This is a genomic window from Vibrio porteresiae DSM 19223, from assembly GCF_024347055.1.
Lineage (GTDB): Bacteria > Pseudomonadota > Gammaproteobacteria > Enterobacterales > Vibrionaceae > Vibrio > Vibrio porteresiae.
The window spans coordinates 236905-255116 of sequence record NZ_AP024895.1; the positions used below are offsets into that span (position 1 = coordinate 236905).

Below are 18212 nucleotides of genomic sequence, written 5' to 3' on the forward strand. Positions count from 1 at the left end.
ACACTTCCGCTGTCTTTTTCTGCAACGATTGAGTGACTATGCTACAAAACCCTCTACAGCTTCGCCTTGAGAAGTTTGAACCTTGGCAACAGATTACCTTTATGGCGTGCTTATGTGAACGTATGTATCCTAATTACGCTGTTTTTTGTGAACACACTGAGTTTGCCGAGGCTCGTGGCTATCGTGAAATTCTCGATAGCGTGTGGGAGTTAATGACGGTAAAAAATGCCAAAATTAACTTTGAGCGTCAGTTAGAAAAGTTGGAGGAGCTGATTCCTAGTTCTCAAGACTATGAATTCTATGGCGTCTATCCAGCAATCGATGCATGTGAAGCATTAGCCACATTGCTCCATGGCTTACTTGACCGTGAAGGTCTATTTGAATCGATGATTGATGTTAGCCAAGTGTCTGTTCGTACTGTCGCTCAACTTGAAGAAGCGCAAGGTGCAGAAGAGATCACGAACGCCAATCAAAAAGAGAATGAAGCTGTTTGTGCTGAATGGGATGTGCAGTGGGCTATCTACCGTCCATTAAAAGACGCGCAAGAGCGTGACATTCAATTGATTAAAGATTTGCGCCAAGAGCTGCGTGAAGAAGCGATCAGTAATATCGGCATGAGCCTATAAACTCAGCGATGTTTAAGGCATGCATTGCCGTGAACATGATAAAAACGGCCTCAGATAATCTTCTGAGGCCGTTTTTTTATGTTTTAAAACTATTAACTAGATGATTGTATTGGCATCTGCGCGCGCGAGCTCCCTCCCCCCCCCTCCCTCTAAAGAAGGAGGGGGCCGATCGAGATCGTTGTGGCCTATGCGCTGGAGTCGTGGGTTTTATCGCGGTGGTCGAACATGCAGCAAATACAAAAATAACCGCGAGCTCGATCCGGTCTTCGAGCATGCGGTGATCACCAAAATCACGGCGCACGCGGTCTGGTTCTCCCCCTTGTTTTTTAGGGGGAGTTAGAGCTGTCTCTTGATCACATCTCAAAGATCTAGAGACTTGGCAAGCAAGTAACCTTCAAGGATGGTTTGCAAAATAAACCATCCTTCCCAAAGCCGTTCCCAGCCAACTCGCCCGTTGCGTTTAGAATCATACCAACCGGCTAATTTCCCAAGATTAATGTATGCCCAATAGAGACTCGGTGCTTTCTTTGGCGGCTTTCTCTTTTCCTGTTTTGACCACAGGATCTTCCAGCTTTGAGGACTCAATATCATTTCACAACTCTGTTTCTCGGCTTCTTCTTTGTTCAGCCCAAGATAACGAAGTTGGTGCAACCGAACGGCAATGAAAGCCAGTATGACAACCATTCGCTCCAAGTTTTCTTTGCTTTGCATTCGTAAGTTTTCAACCTGAGTTCCACCACTCTTCCACGCTTTGTGGAACTCCTCAATTAGCCACCGCTTTTCGTAATAATCTAATATTCGTTCGGCCTCTTCTTTTGAGCGGACTGGCTCTGATGTGAGAATATGCCAGTTGAGACCTTTTTCCTGTTCACGCTCCTGACAGCCTACATAATAAAGCTCTACAGGTTCTCCCTTTTTGTTGGATGGAACCTTCACTGTAATGGGGGCGTAGCGAACTTCACACACAGCTCGTCGTGCCTTACGGCCGCCTTTTTGTCTGACCTGAACTGTTCTCATACCTGCATCAGTTAAGGACGCGCTGTACTGATAAAGTTTATCTTCACTCTCCAATATGCAGCGACTTTGCATCGAACGAACGACAAAACGTTGTTGATTAGATGTTTTGTAAGCCAAATATTCAATAAGGTCGGCTTCTCGGTCACACACGGAGATAATCTTGCTCATCCCTTCGCCAAGGCGAGTTTCCATAGCTCGAGATGCGCGTTCCCATTTGTAGCTCTCTTTTTCAAGATACGGTCTTTTCGCATGATTCTGACTCTTGCCGTAATCTTTGATATTTCGAGTCCAGCGCTCTTGTTCAATAAGACCAACGACATGCTGCTCGTGTGGTGCAAAAAGAAGGACGGAGTGGGCGAACATCCCTCGGGAGTAATTATTCGAGGTCGTATGCCCCATGTCTCCCCGGACAGTTGAATGGGAAAATTCAAGTGAAGTGGTATCTTCCAACGCCAGTAAGCACTCATAGTGCTTCGTATTTTCGACCGTTGCGGCAAAACCAGCCTCGGCAATGGCTTGAGGGTCAATGGCTTGATTGCGAGTAAAGCGATAAGCAGCTTCAATATCAGCGGGAGATTTCAAAGATTGCACAAGTGATTGTCCTAAATGATTAGCCAAAGAAGAGGCAAGTTGTACTAGGCGCTTGGAGCGACGGCGATCGCCTAACTCGGAGTGGTGAAAGGTATCTCTGGCCCATTGCTCTGTATCTGCTGAAAACATAGTAACCTACCTCAACTTGTCAGTTTTTGTTGAGATCAATCAGTGAGATAAAAGTTCAAAAAAATCCCTCAATTTTTATCGAGGGATTTGTGTAGGAAAGTCAGGAGTTAGAGGGGGATCATACGCAGAAGTCAGAGATGACCACCAAAATCACCAAACCAAAAAATAGAAAATATATTCACTACAATGAGTTAATTAAAAAAGCCCCCAACCTCTAAAGAGTAAGGGAGCCGATCGAGATCGTTGTGGCTTATGCGCTCAAGCCGCTGACCCGTAGAGCGTCTTACACCAATGACAACACTGGTGCTTGCGCATTCGCGTGATGCTCTTTACTTGATGGCAACACATCCAAGTAATCTTCTGTATTGGTGATGATCATTGGTGTTGTCACGTCATAGCCTTTAGCGCGGATAGCATCGATATCAAAGTTCATCAAAATGTCGCCTTTGTGAACCTTTTGACCTTCCTCAACCACAGGAGAGAAGAACTCACCATTCAGTTGTACGGTATCAATACCAACGTGAATCAACACTTCTGCACCATGGTCGCTTTTCAAACCGAAAGCATGTTTGGTTTTAAAGATAGACTCAACCACACCGTCAACAGGGGAATAGAGAACGCCATTATCAGGGACAAAAGCAATACCTTTCCCCATTAACTCACTGGCAAAGGTTTCGTCTGGAACTTGGCTAAGTGCCAACACCTCGCCATTAAATGGGCTGCCTAATGTCTCTTTTTCGGGTTTGCTTGAGGTCGTACTGGTTGCCGCTGGTGTATCAGAGGCTGGCGTTGCAGAAGGTGTACCTACTTGAGGTGCTGTGCTTTCCGCTTCCACATTTTCTTCCACTTCACGGTAGAACATCACCACGAGAATCGCTGGTACAACGATACCGATTAATGCACCAATCATCGCACCGTATACCGTCATATCAATGCCTGTGCTTGGTATGTACTGTGCAATACTAAAGATGGCAGGGATACCCATTGAAAAGACTTTAGTACCGAAGAAACCAATGACCGCGCCACCGACTGCACCACCGATACAAGCGAAGATGAAAGGCTTCTTACGTGGAAGGTTTAAACCATATACCGCAGGTTCCGTGATACCGAAGAAGCCACTGATGGCCACTGAGCCTGCCAAAGCACGTGTTTTTTGGCTTTTTGCAATCAACAAGATACCGATAGCTGCACCGACTTGACCAAATACCGCAGGCAGTGTCATTGGCGAGAACACATCGAAGCCATTTACACTTAGGTTATTGATGAATACAGGTGCCATCGCCCAGTGTAGACCGAAGATAACCAGAACTTGCCAAAATGCGCCCATGACCGCACCAGCCAAAATAGGACTCATGTTGTAAACGAACATAAAGGCAGCTGAAAGACCGTGACCAATCATGGTTGCAATAGGGCCGATCACTAAGAATGTGAGTGGGACGGTAATCAGTAAACATAGGAATGGGGTAAATAGGTTTTTCACTGCATCAGGTAACCAGCGATCAAAACGTTTTTCTAAGATAACGTTGAACCAGGCAGCCAAAATAATAGGAATAACGGATGAGGTGTAGTTCATGTAGCTGATTGGAATGCCCAAGAAGTATTCAGGCGCAACCGCTGGGCCACCTAAACTTGCCGCGAAGATAGCATTGAAGTGGTTAGCCACATCTGGGTGTACGAGTGCTGCACCAATCACCATACCGATGAAGGGTTTACCACCAAATTTTTTCGCTGATGTATAGCCAAGGAAAATAGGCAGGAAGTAGAACATACCATCGGCCGCCGCATTAATGATGCGGTGTGTACCACTGGCGGTATCTAACCACCCCATTGCGACACAGAGAGCGATTAAGCCTTTTAAAATACCAGCGCCGGCCATAATGCCAAGTATTGGCGCGAAGATACTGGAGATAGCATCGATAACGCGGTTTAAAATAGTTTGGTCAGTGTTGTCGACACTGTCAGCGCTGGCATTGGTTGCCCCGCCTACAAAAGGAGTGATTGCGTCAAAAACTTGGCCAACATGGTTACCGATCACCACTTGGAACTGACCACCACTTTTGACCACCGTAATGACTTCTGGGTTTTTCTTTAGTGTTTCCACTTGACCCAAAGACATGTCTTTTAACTGGAAGCGTAGGCGAGTAGCGCAGTGAATTACACTGTTGACGTTATCGGCGCCACCGACTTTTTCAACGATCTCTTTGGCTAATTCGTCGTAGTTTTTCGTTTTGCTCATATAGATTGTCCTTTATGGCAGCATATATCGATTCATTGACATGGATCGAGCGCAGCATGTTTGGCATGTCTACTATGCTAGGAGGCTGTAAAGCGCATCCTTGAAGCAGGTCCCTAGTAAGTGAATGCCATTATGACGTTGCGCCGCATAATGATTTTCATAAGTCCGGGTCTTGCCTGCTTCACCAGTAACAATCCTCATTAAAATAAGAAAGAGTAGAAGTAGAAATTAAATAGATACTCTTATTGGTTTCAACACCAACATTTGGCCTTGAAACATGTCATACCCCGAGTGAGTCGCTCGGAGTATGACCTCAAATCGCACGTCGTAAACGTTCGATGTGAATAGTTAAAAACATCATCTCTTCCTGCGTCATGTTGTGACGGAATTTTTCTTCCACATAGAGATAGATCTTTTGTGTGCAGGAAAATGATTGTGGGTACTGCAAACGTACCGATTGAAACAGAGCGTCATCATCACTGGTGACCGATGAACTATGCATTAAACGGTGCGCAAAAAATTTTAAATGCGTCACTAAACGTTGGTAATTTAAACTCTCTTCGTCCATCTCAATGCGCAATTGGTATTTGATGATCTGAATAATGTCGCGAATCAGATTAGTGATACCAATGGTGTTGTGCATGTCTTCACTCAGTTGAGCATTAACTAAGTGCAGCGCGATAAACCCAGCTTCATCTTCAGGAAAAGTAATCCCAGACGCTTTCTTGATGATCTCTAAGGCTTCCAAACCTAATACATACTCTTGTGGGTAAAGTTTTTTAATTTCCCACAGCATGGCGTTTTGAATTTCTTTACCTTGCACACAACGTTCGAGAGCAAAAAACAGGTGATCCGCTAAAGAGATACGAATACTGGGGTGCAGTTCACCGGGCAATTTTTTCTGCGCTGTTTCCACAATGGTTTCTGTTGCAAGCAACAGATCGATTGGGATTTCAGCAAGGAGCTGATGGTAACGAGCATCAATGTTGCCATCGTTGGTTCTTTCTAAGCTGAATACCTTCTCTACTTTCGTTTGATCAATTGGCATCCCCGGCTTCATTTGAAAACCGAGCCCTTTCCCCATGACAACAATTTCATTGTTATCCGTGTCTTTGGAGATGATGACGTTATTGTTTAGGACTTTTTCAATTAGCATGATCACGCACTTTTATTCTTAAATGAATGGATACAAAAAAACCTAGCTCGTGAAAGCTTCTGGAGGCTCTCATCGTCTAGGTTTCGCCTGCTTATTTGCAGTAACAATCCAAATACGAGCCTATTAAACTGAAACCGCTTTCACTGTGCAAGTACCAAAGCGTTTAAGTGTGAGTTCGCTCTCTTTCGTTTTTGTTACGCGAGTGAACTTAAATAACCTTTTACTAAATAACCCATACATATCAATTGGATATGTCCAAATGATACTGATGTTCTAAAAAAACCTTGGTGATGATTATCACAGCTTTTTATATTTTTTATTGCGCCGACTCTAAGCGTTGCTTTACAGTTTGCGCCAGACAAGCGGATTGTTACTGCTTAGCACTGAGGGATCCCCTCATAATTTCCCCAAGGCGCAACCATATTTGAATAGATTTTGAGCAAGCAGGGTTGCAGCTGCGAGCAAGTCTTCCCTCGTTATTGTGTAGCCAGAATGCCGCAATACTTCCATGCCTAAGCGTACTGTTGAGAGTACATTTCGATTTTTAACAGTGTTCGCTTGGAAGTGCTTATCCCAACCTTGTTTCTGAGCATGAACTCCAGCAAGCCAAGAGGTCAGTTGAAGCATTAGGGTGATTAGCAGCATGATATCAAAGCGCTCTGAGCTGCTAGTTCGGCTATGACGGAGGCCTAATCCATACGCAGGGCTTTTCAAGTCTCGGAATGTTTCTTCAATCTGCATACGCTTCGAGTAGAGCCTAACAAGTTGCTTTGGCGTTCGAGTGTCAGCGGGTAAGTTAGTGGCAAGAACCCATGCTTCTTTTGCCGAAGCAGAGTAAACTTTATGAGACGGATGATGACAATTCGTCCGTGTCGAACGCTGATTTTTTCGGCCTTTAGAACGAGATTTATACAGTGTAATTTGACATGAGATTGGATTGCTCTTGGTCAACCTCTTATAGCCTAACGTCTTTGAACGACTTGAGGATGTGTCATGTAAGTTACTGATAGGTTGCCAGTTTTCTGCGCCAATATCGGCATATTGCACTTTCCCTCTTACTCGACTTAACCAGTACCAACCCAATTTCTCAACGGATTTATACCATGGCACTTTAAAGCCTGCATCACTGACAATGAGCGGTGTAGTGTTACTCGGTAGAATGCTTGCAAGGTCGGCTAGAAATTGGTCATGAGCCTTCTTTGAACATTGCTCTGAAAGCGGAAACGCTTTCTCATAAAGAGTAATAGAACGGCCCTGTAGCGCCACTGAAGCTCGCAATACCATAAGCCGTTTTTGCTCACGAATATCAGACCAGTCAACAAGAACAATGGGCATCGAATTACCCGAACAGATAAAGCTAGCATGCCAACGGTATACCGCGAGTCGCTCTTTGTGCAAGTGACGATTAGCTAACAATCGGTCGATTCGTTTGATGTTATGTTTTGTTCTAGCTTTCGTTGGCAGGTTACGACCAAGCTCGGTAAGAGTGAGCGTTTTACATTCAAGTAATGCGTGGCAAGCTAGCGTTAAACTGTTAAGTCGTTTTAAGTGCAATTCAGGGCAGAATTGGTAAAGAGAGTCGTGTAAAATATCGAGTTCGCACATCTTGTTGTCTGGTTATTGATTTTTCGCAGAACCATTTGATCACATGACAAGATGTGCATCTACCTTAACTTAATGATTTTTATCAAAATCATTAGGGGATTCCTCAGTGCTTAGCAGGCAAGACCTTATATCTATGATGAAATTATCGAGTTTCGTTATGGATATAAGGTTTTTTTTTTGGGTTTTTTTTTAGTCCTTTTTTATTGACTAATTTGATGTTTTTTTAGTTTAGGATTGTTACCGCTGCTGCGGGCAAAACCTAGATAAGATTTCCAACGTGTGGGGGAATTTTGTCTAGGTTTTTTTTTACTCAAAAATCAGTTCCTTTAACGAATATTTTGAACATGAGTGTGGTGCAGCCACGAGATTGAGTTTGGCATTCAGAGTAATCACTATGGCGTATGAACAGTTAGCAAAAGAGATTCTTGGTGGAGTGGGCGGCAAAGCAAACGTCCAAAGTTTGGTGCATTGTGCAACACGTCTGCGTTTCAAATTGAATAGCATAGAAAAGGCTGATAAAGAGCAAGTCAAAGCGCTTGATGGGGTGATTGCTGCGGTGGAAAGTGGTGGTCAATTCCAAGTGGTGATTGGTAACCACGTAGGCCAAGTATTCCAAGCCGTACAAGCTGAAATGGGTGGGCTAGTTGCCGCTAAAGAGGCTGATGCACTTAAAGATAAACAAAATGCACTGAGTGTATTTATCGACATCATCTCCGGAATTTTCACCCCGATGATCGGCATTATGGCGGCGACCGGTATTTTAAAAGGGTTGCTAGCACTCTCTTTAGCCTGTGGTTGGTTAACGGCTCAATCGGGCACTTATCAAATCTTGTTTGCTACCAGTGACTCGCTGTTCTATTTCTTCCCACTGGCTTTGGGCTACACAGCGGGGACTAAGTTTGGTTGTAATCCATTTTTGTCTCTCGCGATTGGTGGTGCGTTGGTACATCCAACGATGATGGCCGCGTTTAATGCTTCGCATGCTGCGGATTATCAAGGTCTGGATTTCTTCGGTATTCCTGTGACCTTCATGAATTATGCGTCATCCGTTATTCCTATTATTTTCGCGACTTGGCTGTGCTCGATTCTGGAAAAACGTTTCAACCAATGGCTACCAAGTGCCATTCGTAATTTCGTGACTCCACTGATTTGTTTGGTGATTGTGGTGCCTTTGACCTTCTTGGTGATCGGTCCTATCTCTACTGACATCAGTGAAATGTTAGCGAGTGCATATCAATTTGTTTATGGTGCTAGCCCTGTTATAGCTGGTGTCGTCATGGGGGCGTGTTGGCAAATCTTTGTTATTTTTGGTTTGCATTGGGGCTTTGTACCTATTTTTATGAATAACCTGAGCGTGTTAGGTGCTGACTCTATGGTTCCATTGCTGCTACCTGCTGTATTTGGACAAGCAGGGGCGGCACTGGGTGTGTTCCTTTACATCCGCGATCAGAAAGCAAAAGCGATTGCTGGTTCTGCCTTTATCGCAGGCCTATTTGGTATCACTGAACCTGCTATTTACGGGGTGAACTTACCACGTAAAAAACCGTTCGCGATTGGCTGTATCAGCGGTGCAATCGGTGGGGCGGTGGTCGGCTTCTATCAAGCGCATGTCTACTCTTTTGGTTTCCCAAGTGTTTTGGCTTTCCCGCAATTTATTCCACCAACAGGTGTTGATGTGTCTGTATGGGCGGTTATTGGCGGCGGCTTCTTAGCCATGATCTTGGCAACCGTGTTGACCTTCCTGTTTGCTCGGGATAAGTCGGCAAATCAAGCCGTTCATTCTTCACAACGCACCGCTGGTGTAACAGCAAAATAAGCAACAGGAGTTTTAGTATGAGTTTTCAATTTCCCAAGTCATTTTTATGGGGTGGTGCCATTGCTGCGAACCAGGTTGAAGGTGCGTATTTAACCGATGGTAAAGGGCTGTCTACATCAGATGTTCAACCACATGGCGCGTTTGGCGAACTAGTAGAACGCCAAGCGGGTGACTTCAATATCAAAGACGTGGCGATCGATTTTTACCATCGCTACCCAGAAGATATCGCACTGTTCTCTGAAATGGGCTTTACCTGTTTGCGTCTGTCTATTGCATGGTCACGTATTTACCCGAATGGTAATGATGCAGAGCCAAACGAGGCGGGTCTTGCCTATTACGACAAAGTGTTTGATGAGTTAGAAAAACACAACATCACCCCATTAGTGACGCTTTCCCACTATGAAATGCCGCTGAATTTGGCGCAAAAATACCATGGTTGGGCAAGTCGTGAGGTGATTGGTTTCTTTACTCAATACGCCGAAACCGTATTCAAACGTTTCGGTCATCGTGTGAAACGTTGGCTGACGTTTAACGAAATCAACGTGACATTACATGAACCCTTTACTGGTTCTGGCTTACCTCGTGATTGTACTGAACAAACGCGTTTCCAAGCCATTCACCACCAATTGGTTGCCAGTGCGAAAGCGGTGAAATTATGTCATGACATGATTCCAGATGCGCAAATCGGCAACATGATTTTGGGGGCGATGCTTTACCCATTGACTTGTAACCCGAATGACATGATGCAAACACTGAAACAAAACCGCGAATGGTTGATGTTTGGTGATATTCAAACTCGTGGTTACTACCCAAGTTACATGACTCGTAAATTTAAGGAGATGGGCGTAGAGCTCAACATCACTGAAGATGACAAAGAGTCACTCAAAGAAACCATCGACTTTGTTTCTTTCAGCTACTACATGACGGGTTGTGCGAGTGCCGATCCAGCTGAAGCAGCGAAAGCAGATGCAAACATGCTGCAAATGCTATCGAACCCTTATCTAAAAGCATCGGAATGGGGCTGGCAAATCGACCCTGTCGGTTTGCGCTACCTACTGAACTTCCTCTATGACCGTTACCAAAAACCACTATTTATTGTGGAAAACGGTTTAGGTGCAAAAGACGTGGTAAATGCAAATGGTGACATTGAAGATGATTACCGCATCGCTTACCTAAATGATCACTTATATCAAGTGGGTGAAGCGATTCAAGATGGTGTCGAAGTGATGGGGTACACCTCTTGGGGACCTATCGATTTAGTCAGCGCTTCTACTGCTCAATTATCAAAACGTTATGGTTTCATCTATGTCGATCGTAACGATGACAATGAAGGAACTTTGGCCCGCAAACCGAAGAAAAGTTTCTACTGGTACAAAGACGTGATTCAGTCTCGTGGCGCAAATTTAGCGGCACCTGAATAAAAGATAAAAAGGTCAGAAAGGCCTTACCTTAACACCCTACAAACGAACATCCCCCATTAAGTTTTCCTGAGCTTAATGTGGGTTTGTTCGTCCCTAATAAGGATAATAATCATGAAAAGCGTGACTCATAGAAACAGTGGTAGAACAATTAAACCCCTATGTCTTGCTGTATTATTAGCGTTGAGTGGGGCTGCAAATGCAGAAGATCTAACTGTTCAACAGCAGATCAAACAATTGCAGCAACAAATACAGCAAGCTCAGGATTTACTCAAACAACTCGCCGCACAAAATCCAAGTGCGATAGACCCTAAAACAGCGCATACCACACCGGAATTGGATGCCACTCAATCTGTCGCACAGACGGTTGCAGATGATGGTAAACAGAACAAAGCAGATTTGCCTACCTATACCAAACAAGTTCCTGTGGAGAGTGGTTTTACTTTCACCGGTTATTTCCGTGGTGGCTGGGCTACCGGGGGAGAAGGTTCTCCTGAGTCTTATGCCATTGGTTCATTGGGTCGTTTTGGTAACGAATTCGGTGGTTGGTACGATCTGAACTTGAATCAGCGTGTATATCAGGAAAATGGCCGTGAGGTCAGTGCACATATTCAATTGGATGGTAACGAAACACAAAGTCGTACATCAGGCTTATTTGGTGAAGATGACAGTTATCTGCAATTCTCTGAGTTGTATGTTCGTACCAAAGGTTTTATCCCTGGTGCGCCTGATGCTGAATTTTGGGTCGGTCGTCATGCCATTCCTGTGTATGAAATTCAAATGCTGGACTGGAAAGGATACAAAGCTGCTTCTGCTGCAGGGGTTGGTTTTGACAAGCTTGCGTTGGGTAAAGGGAACGTGAGTATCGCTTTGCTGCGTGAAGACTTTGACTATCTGACTAAAACCAGAACCGATAGTGATGTTGATATGAACAGCAACACTTTGGATGTTCGTTATAAGAACATTCCAGTAACGGATGGTTTAACTCTTGAGTTGGATGGTAAATACCAGTTTGCAAATAAATCTTCTAGTGTCGATGATGCCGAAGACTCAAGTGATTACTACAAGATTAAAGACGCTTACATGCTAGGTGCTCGCTTGCATCAAGCTTATGGTGACGGTGGCTTTGACGATATTAGCTTGCAGTATGCGAATAACTCATTTGCGAGTAACTTTGCCAACATCAGTGGTGCAAACGCCGATTATGGTCATGGGACCAACTCTTACTATGGTCACCACACCGATGGTTATGCATTCCGTGTGATGACTCAAGGTGAGAACTACTTCTTTGATAAGAACATGATCATGGCGCACGCGTTTGTCTATGCACAAGGTGATGATCTGTATGACTATCAACTTAATGATGATCATATGGACTTTAAATCAATGCGTGCAGTGGTTCGTCCTGCCTATATTTGGGACCAATACAACCAGACCGGTGTTGAGCTAGGTTACTTTACTCAAACCAACACGATTGATTCGAAAGACTACGATGAGAGCGGCTATAAAGCGACGCTGTTCCACAGCTTTAAAGTGGCAACGAGTATGCTGCAATCTCGTCCAGAAATTCGTTTCTACAGCACCTACATTAAAGCCGAAGACAATGATATTACTGATTTCACCTTCGATAGTAATCGTAAAGATCAATGGAGCTTTGGTGTTCAAGCCGAACTGTGGTGGCTGTAATCCACAACAAGGGATGGCTTAGCCATCCCTTTTTTGTATTTGCCAGATCTTATCGAGAGTTTTTATTTTTCAATGGATTATTCTTGAGCCAAGGATAAACGTCTTCCTATTAAACCCCAAAAAAGAGGGCCGTTGTGATGAAACAGAAGTTGCTCAGTCGTTGTATTGTCGGTTTGTTATGTTCACTTGGTAGCTATGCCGTATTCGCGGGGCCAGTGGTCCAGACCGCTGCTGGCGAAGTTGAAGGTGTTAGCGCGAATAAAATCGATTCGTTTAAGGGAATTCCGTTTGCTAAGCCGCCAGTGGGCGAATTACGTTGGCGTGCACCACAACCTGTTTCGCCTTGGAAAGGTGTTTTTCAAGCTAATCAATATGGTCATGACTGTATGCAAAAGCCTTTTCCAAGCGATGCTGCGCCACTAGGTACAACACCAGCAGAGGATTGTTTGGTGCTTAATGTGTGGAAACCCACTCAAGCTTCAGAGCAATTACGACCTGTCATGGTGTGGATTTATGGTGGTGGTTTTGTCAATGGTGGGGCATCTCCTGCTGTTTACGATGCCAGTGAGTTTGCTCAACAAGGGATTGTGGCGGTGAGCTTTAACTATCGCCTCGGACGATTTGGCTTTTTTGCACACCCGGCATTGGTGGCCGAAGGGAAACTGCATCCGCAAGAAGCTTTAGGCAACTATGGTTTTATGGATCAAATTGCCGCGCTTAAATGGGTGAAAGAGAACATTAAGCAGTTTGGTGGCGACCCTGAGAAAGTAACTATTGTGGGGGAATCTGCTGGTGGTTTTTCTAATCATGTCTTACTCAATTCTCCTTTAGCGAAGGGATTATTTAGCCAAGCCATTATTCAATCCGGTTTGGGTCGACAATGGGAAAATTCGAAACGCCTAGATGCTCCTTTAACCGATGTTGCTCACTCTGCTCAAGCCAATGGTGTCGCTTTTGCTGAGAAATGGCACATCAAAGGGGACGACAGTAAGGCACTGGCTCAGTTGCGAGCTTTACCCGCATCAAGCGTGGTGGATGACATGAACATGATGAACATGAACAATCCCACATATTCAGGTCCAATGATTGATGGCAAAGTGATGGTTAAGCAGCCGCAGTCCTATTATTCAGCGGGTCAAAATTTGGATGTGCCGATTATGGTCGGCGCGAACAATGCGGATATCGGCTTTGCTCCAGTCGTGAAAACCACGCAAGAAGCACTCGCTGCTTTTGGCTCAGACCACTATCAAGCTGCCCTCGCTGCTTATGAATCCAATGGAATCAAAGCACCACAGGCGATAGCTCAAGCATTAGCGAGCGACAAATTGATGGTTGAACCTGCTCGTTACGTCGCTCAGCAGGCCGCGAATCAAGGTGGTCGTGCCTATCTTTATCGTTTCTCTTATGTCGCAGACGAGATGAAGTCACAGTGGCCAGGGGCGTTTCATGCCACCGATATCCCTTATACATTCAATACAGTGAAAGCGAAATATGGTGATCAACTGACCGCGAACGACCAAGCGATGGCGAAAATGGTGAATCACTACTGGGTTAATTTTATAAAAACCGGTTCACCCAATAGTGCCGATCTCCCTACGTGGGATGCTTTCGATCCTAATATCGATAATTTAATGGTCTTTTCAGGTAAAGGTGTTAAGCAGACTCAAATGATGATTGACCCTTGGAAAGCGCGTCTAGATTTGGTGCAAGCGATTCAGCCATAAGCTGCGTTTCTTCTGCCGTAAGCACACACAATCACAGCGTGCTCGATCTGGTTCTCCCCCTTGGTGTTAAGGGGGAGTTAGCGCGCAATCGCCGCGGCTAATATGCTCGAGCTCGCGGTGCGCCTACAGCATGAGTTCGATGTTATGGACTCTCGTCACTGCCTTCCAATATCGGCTGTTTTGGTTTCTCAGGTTTGGTTTTATCTGTAGCTGGCTCGGCTTCTGGTTCATCGTCACGACTTTCAATCACGCCGTGAGTTTTCTTCCACGCTTCCCATTTTTCTGAGGCGAGCTTTTGCATATCCATGGTGTTGTCGGCTTCATCGACAATCTCTTCACCGAGTAAGTATTCGAAGATATCTTCTACGGTCACAATCCCGACCACTGTCCCGTATTCATCGACAACTAAAGAGAGCTGCTGACGGCGTTTGATCATTTGCTCGAAGGTTTTTGGCAAGCTGAAGGTTTTTAGCACCGTATAGATAGGGCGCATCACCGAACCTAAAGTTTTACCGCCAAGCCCTGATTGTTGCAGTTTAAACAGCTCTAAGCGATGGACAAAACCAACGATGTTTTCGCGTGTTTCGCTATAAACCAAGGGCCTTGAGAACGGGGTGTCTTTGTGGAGTTTAAGAAACTCATCAATGGTTAGGGATTCATTAACTCGAAACAGTACCGTTCTTGGCGTGATCACATGAGTAATTGGCACGCTCTGTAGCGCAAGCAAGTTATTAAGAATACGAGACTCACCTTCATCCATTTCACCACTTTCGTTGGCGAGTAACGCCATAGCGGACATCTCTTCACGGTATTTAGGATGTTCCGCTTTACGTGATAAGCGGCTGGTGATCTGCTGTGAGAACCAAACAAATGGGGTAAGAAACCACACCATCCATTTGAGAATTCGAGCGGTTGTTGGAGCGAGTTCGCGCCAATATGAGGCACCGATGGTTTTTGGCAATATTTCAGACAGCACCAAAATACCAAAAGTGAGGGCAGCAGAAAACACACCTAACCATTCACTGCCAAATACCACTGCAGCTTGCGCGCCTGCACTGGCTGCACCTATGGTGTGGGCTATGGTATTGAGCGTTAAAATCGATGCAAGTGGACGGTCAATGTCCGCTTTGAGATCGGTAAGGCGCTGGGCAGCTGGGTCGCCTTTTTGACGTAGCTGGGCAATGTAGCTTGGGGTAATACAAAGTAGAACGGCTTCAAGTACCGAACAGATGAATGAAACGCCAATCGCTACACTAATGTAGACGGTAAGCAGAAACATGGTGGATCCTTATGATGTGTCCAATCTTAGCTGATGGCCCATTGCCATGCACCGATTGTAACTGAGTTAAAGTATAACCAAATAACTTCAAAGCAGAGGTGCTTAATTGCTCACTCGTTAACCGACAAAGTTATTTGGGTATCACTTTTTAGCTGTTTCTCTTTATGGTTGAGTTGGTTGCTTTTTGCCAAAAACTCCCATAAAAGCAGGGACAAACACCGTTTGTGCTCTGTATTTAAGCGTCTCTCTCGCTATAAAATGAGGCCATTTTAGTGTCAAAACAAGCGTGAATAACCGGTCAAAGAGTAACAAATTGTGAGCTCTTACTCATATTATGGTTAAAAGTGCGTCAGAGTAACTCATCTTGCACGACAAACCTTTGCCATACGGACTATTTATGCTTTAGAGTGAAGTGAATTCGATAACCTATTTAAGAAGGGAAACCTAATGAACAAGACCCAATTGATCGACTTTATCGCAGAGAAAGCTGACCTATCAAAAGCTCAAGCTAAAGCTGCTCTTGAAGCTACTCTAGGTGCGGTAGAAGGCGCGCTAAAAGAGGGTGACCAAGTTCAACTAATTGGTTTTGGTACATTTAAAGTAAATCATCGTGCAGCTCGCACTGGCCGTAACCCTAAAACTGGTGACGAGATCCAAATCGCAGCAGCAAATGTACCAGCATTCGTCGCTGGTAAAGCTCTGAAAGATTCAGTGAAATAAGTGTTCTGTAACGCCGGGTTCGCCCGGCGTTCTTTATTCAAGCCATAATTATGAAGTTACGTATCGTTCCTTTTCTTCTGGCCGCTGTTCTTGCTGGCTGTTCTTCTTCTATTCCAACGCCTAAATTGGTGAATACCCATCATTACACTGGTGGTGAACGCATTGGTGATGAAGCGCGTTATTATTGGTTTACTGAGAAAAACAACGTACCAGAGCAAGCATCGGATTACGTGGTCGCAGGCGCTTATAACTGGTACAAAACCACCTATCGTTGGGAAGATGGTTTTGTACGAGAAATTTCTCGCGTAGGGGAACGCCTACAAAATGAGGAAGTTGCCCCCTTTGAAACCTTGCTGCGTTTTGATAGCCATGGGGAAGCCATCTATCAACGTTATCGACTGGACGGTAAGGTGCTGCCTTTGTCGACCGAGCAGATCGATCAATACGTCAAACAAGCGCGTTATGCCACTAAAGTGACTCAAGATCAGCAGAAACAAGGTTTGGAGTTGATTCAAGGTGTTTGGAATGGGCAGGAGTTCGAGAGCTGCAACGATACCAAATATCAAAAACTGCAATTTAATGACACCTTGCCGAGTTTGGTTATTAACCGCTTAGCGTCCTTAGATAGTTATATCGCGTTTATCGGTAAAGTGAACAAAGACACCGTCTACATCGATACGCTGCTGACGTTAGCCGAAGGTTCTCACGACTGTATGCAAGCCCCCGATTTATTGGCTAAGTAATTCGGATGTGACCATTTCAATGGCTGCAAAATAGATATAAATAAAAAAAGCGCTGAATCATCAGCGCTTTTTCAATTTTGTTTATCGCAAAGAGCGATTATTTTTCTGCTTGTTCACGAGCAATCGCACGGTAGCCGATGTCGTTGCGGTAGAACATGCCGTTCCAGCTGACTTGTTTAGCAAGCGCATAAGCACGTTGCTGTGCTTCAGAAACCGTGTTGCCTAGTGCGGTTGCACACAGTACACGACCACCGTTAGTCACAACGTTGCCTTGTTTTTCAGAAGTACCTGCGTGGAAGATTTTTTGACCTTCAGCTTCAGCTGTAGGTAGAGTGATTACGTCGCCTTTGTTGTAGTCGCCAGGGTAACCACCCGCCGCTAGAACGATACCGATAGACGCACGAGGATCCCATTTCGATTCTACTTGGTCTAGCTTGCCTTCTAGCGCTGCTTGGCAAAGTTCAACCAAATCTGATTGCATGCGCATCATGATAGGTTGAGTTTCTGGATCACCAAAGCGGCAGTTGTACTCGATCACTTTTGGTGTGCCTTCGCTGTCGATCATCAGACCTGCGTATAGGAAACCAGTGTAAGGGTGACCTTCTGCTTCCATACCGCGCACAGTAGGGTAGATCACTTCTTCCATAATGCGATTATGGATGTCTGGAGTCACTACAGGTGCTGGAGAGTAAGCACCCATACCGCCAGTGTTAGGGCCAGTATCCTTGTCACCAACACGTTTGTGGTCTTGGCTAGTTGCCATAGGCAGAACGTTTTTACCGTCAACCATCACGATGAAGCTGGCTTCTTCGCCATCAAGGAACTCTTCGATAACCACGCGGCTACCTGCATCGCCAAAGGCATTGCCTGCTAGCATGTCTTTGATCGCGTCTTCTGCTTCTTCAAGAGTCATCGCAACGATAACGCCTTTACCTGCAGCAAGACCGTCAGCTTTAACTACGATTGGTGCACCTTGTTCACGAACGTAAGCAAGCGCTGCGTCCATATCAGTGAAGTTCGCGTAAGCCGCCGTTGGAATGTTGTGGCGCGCAAGGAAATCTTTCGTAAACGCTTTTGAGCCTTCAAGCTGCGCAGCGCCTTTGGTTGGGCCAAAGATTGGCAGATTAGCTTCACGGAACGCGTCAACCACACCAATAACTAGTGGGACTTCTGGGCCGACAATAGTCAGTTCAATCGCATTATCTTTCGCAAAAGCAACTAAGCCTGCAATATCTTCAACAGCGATATTCACGTTTTCTAGTTTTGGTTCTAGAGCGGTACCTGCATTACCTGGAGCAATAAAAACTTTTGCTACATCAGGGTTTTGTGCAACTTTCCAACCTAGAGCGTGTTCACGACCACCGGAACCGATTACCAATACATTCATCTTTGAATCCTTGTAACTATGAGGACTTTCTATGAGTAGATAAAGGACATCCTAAAGGATGTAAAAATAAACCAGCCCA

At 45.0% G+C, this 18212-nt stretch carries 13 protein-coding genes; 7 read left to right on the forward strand and 6 right to left on the reverse strand.

What is annotated here, in order from left to right:
- Positions 1–38: 38 nt before the first annotated feature.
- The gene (locus OCV11_RS01080) at positions 39–626 is read left to right on the forward strand and encodes a YjaG family protein (RefSeq protein ID WP_261894450.1); all 588 of its coding nucleotides are present in this window, start codon (positions 39–41) and stop codon (positions 624–626) included.
- Positions 627–986: 360 nt separating this feature from the next.
- Here the strand turns inward: OCV11_RS01080 and OCV11_RS01085 are convergent, their stop codons facing one another.
- From OCV11_RS01085 to OCV11_RS01100, 4 genes are all read right to left on the reverse strand, one after another.
- Positions 987–2363 carry an IS4 family transposase gene (locus OCV11_RS01085; protein ID WP_261892255.1) on the reverse strand — a complete coding sequence of 459 codons (1377 nt, stop codon included), beginning with the start codon at positions 2361–2363 and terminating at the stop codon, positions 987–989.
- A 283-nt stretch (positions 2364–2646) separates the two neighbouring features.
- Positions 2647–4599 carry a beta-glucoside-specific PTS transporter subunit IIABC gene (locus tag OCV11_RS01090; protein WP_261894452.1) on the reverse strand — a complete coding sequence of 651 codons (1953 nt, stop codon included), beginning with the start codon at positions 4597–4599 and terminating at the stop codon, positions 2647–2649.
- 313 nt (positions 4600–4912) lie between these two features.
- Positions 4913–5755, reverse strand: a complete 843-nt coding sequence (gene licT, locus OCV11_RS01095) for a BglG family transcription antiterminator LicT (protein WP_261894453.1) — start codon at positions 5753–5755, stop codon at positions 4913–4915.
- 396 nt (positions 5756–6151) lie between these two features.
- Positions 6152–7360: an IS4 family transposase gene (locus OCV11_RS01100; protein WP_261894455.1), complete on the reverse strand. Its 1209-nt coding sequence runs from the start codon at positions 7358–7360 to the stop codon at positions 6152–6154.
- Positions 7361–7754: 394 nt separating this feature from the next.
- On the opposite strand from OCV11_RS01100, the gene OCV11_RS01105 reads away from it, so the two are divergent.
- From OCV11_RS01105 to OCV11_RS01120, 4 genes are all read left to right on the forward strand, one after another.
- Complete coding sequence (locus OCV11_RS01105; protein WP_261894457.1) at positions 7755–9176, forward strand: PTS transporter subunit EIIC; 1422 nt, start codon at positions 7755–7757, stop codon at positions 9174–9176.
- Positions 9177–9193: 17 nt separating this feature from the next.
- Positions 9194–10597, forward strand: coding sequence for a glycoside hydrolase family 1 protein (locus tag OCV11_RS01110; RefSeq protein ID WP_261894459.1), 1404 nt, complete (start codon positions 9194–9196; stop codon positions 10595–10597).
- Positions 10598–10708: 111 nt separating this feature from the next.
- Entirely contained in the window at positions 10709–12280 is a 1572-nt protein-coding gene (locus OCV11_RS01115) for a carbohydrate porin (protein WP_261894461.1), read from the forward strand.
- Positions 12281–12417: 137 nt separating this feature from the next.
- Positions 12418–14004: a carboxylesterase/lipase family protein gene (locus OCV11_RS01120; protein WP_261896202.1), complete on the forward strand. Its 1587-nt coding sequence runs from the start codon at positions 12418–12420 to the stop codon at positions 14002–14004.
- A gap of 142 nt (positions 14005–14146) precedes the next feature.
- Here OCV11_RS01120 and OCV11_RS01125 read toward each other — a convergent pair whose 3' ends face one another.
- Complete coding sequence (locus tag OCV11_RS01125; protein ID WP_261894463.1) at positions 14147–15283, reverse strand: CNNM domain-containing protein; 1137 nt, start codon at positions 15281–15283, stop codon at positions 14147–14149.
- 447 nt (positions 15284–15730) lie between these two features.
- Between OCV11_RS01125 and hupA the strand changes: the two genes are divergently transcribed.
- Positions 15731–16003, forward strand: coding sequence for a nucleoid-associated protein HU-alpha (gene hupA / locus OCV11_RS01130; protein ID WP_068711629.1), 273 nt, complete (start codon positions 15731–15733; stop codon positions 16001–16003).
- A gap of 50 nt (positions 16004–16053) precedes the next feature.
- Entirely contained in the window at positions 16054–16746 is a 693-nt protein-coding gene (locus tag OCV11_RS01135; RefSeq protein WP_261894466.1) for a DUF1481 domain-containing protein, read from the forward strand.
- Positions 16747–16843: 97 nt separating this feature from the next.
- On the opposite strand, the gene purD is transcribed toward OCV11_RS01135, so the two are convergent.
- Complete coding sequence (gene purD, locus OCV11_RS01140) at positions 16844–18133, reverse strand: phosphoribosylamine--glycine ligase (protein WP_261894468.1); 1290 nt, start codon at positions 18131–18133, stop codon at positions 16844–16846.
- Positions 18134–18212 lie beyond the last annotated feature (79 nt).

What these genes read in the sequence shown, in the direction of transcription:
- OCV11_RS01080 (WP_261894450.1), top strand. Translation starts at nt 39, where the DNA reads ATGCTACAAAACCCTCTACAGCTTCGCCTTGAGAAGTTTGAACCTTGG.
- OCV11_RS01085 (WP_261892255.1), bottom strand. Translation starts at nt 2,363, where the DNA reads ATGTTTTCAGCAGATACAGAGCAATGGGCCAGAGATACCTTTCACCAC.
- OCV11_RS01090 (WP_261894452.1), bottom strand. Translation starts at nt 4,599, where the DNA reads ATGAGCAAAACGAAAAACTACGACGAATTAGCCAAAGAGATCGTTGAA.
- licT (WP_261894453.1), bottom strand. Translation starts at nt 5,755, where the DNA reads ATGCTAATTGAAAAAGTCCTAAACAATAACGTCATCATCTCCAAAGAC.
- OCV11_RS01100 (WP_261894455.1), bottom strand. Translation starts at nt 7,360, where the DNA reads ATGTGCGAACTCGATATTTTACACGACTCTCTTTACCAATTCTGCCCT.
- OCV11_RS01105 (WP_261894457.1), top strand. Translation starts at nt 7,755, where the DNA reads ATGGCGTATGAACAGTTAGCAAAAGAGATTCTTGGTGGAGTGGGCGGC.
- OCV11_RS01110 (WP_261894459.1), top strand. Translation starts at nt 9,194, where the DNA reads ATGAGTTTTCAATTTCCCAAGTCATTTTTATGGGGTGGTGCCATTGCT.
- OCV11_RS01115 (WP_261894461.1), top strand. Translation starts at nt 10,709, where the DNA reads ATGAAAAGCGTGACTCATAGAAACAGTGGTAGAACAATTAAACCCCTA.
- OCV11_RS01120 (WP_261896202.1), top strand. Translation starts at nt 12,418, where the DNA reads ATGAAACAGAAGTTGCTCAGTCGTTGTATTGTCGGTTTGTTATGTTCA.
- OCV11_RS01125 (WP_261894463.1), bottom strand. Translation starts at nt 15,283, where the DNA reads ATGTTTCTGCTTACCGTCTACATTAGTGTAGCGATTGGCGTTTCATTC.
- hupA (WP_068711629.1), top strand. Translation starts at nt 15,731, where the DNA reads ATGAACAAGACCCAATTGATCGACTTTATCGCAGAGAAAGCTGACCTA.
- OCV11_RS01135 (WP_261894466.1), top strand. Translation starts at nt 16,054, where the DNA reads ATGAAGTTACGTATCGTTCCTTTTCTTCTGGCCGCTGTTCTTGCTGGC.
- purD (WP_261894468.1), bottom strand. Translation starts at nt 18,133, where the DNA reads ATGAATGTATTGGTAATCGGTTCCGGTGGTCGTGAACACGCTCTAGGT.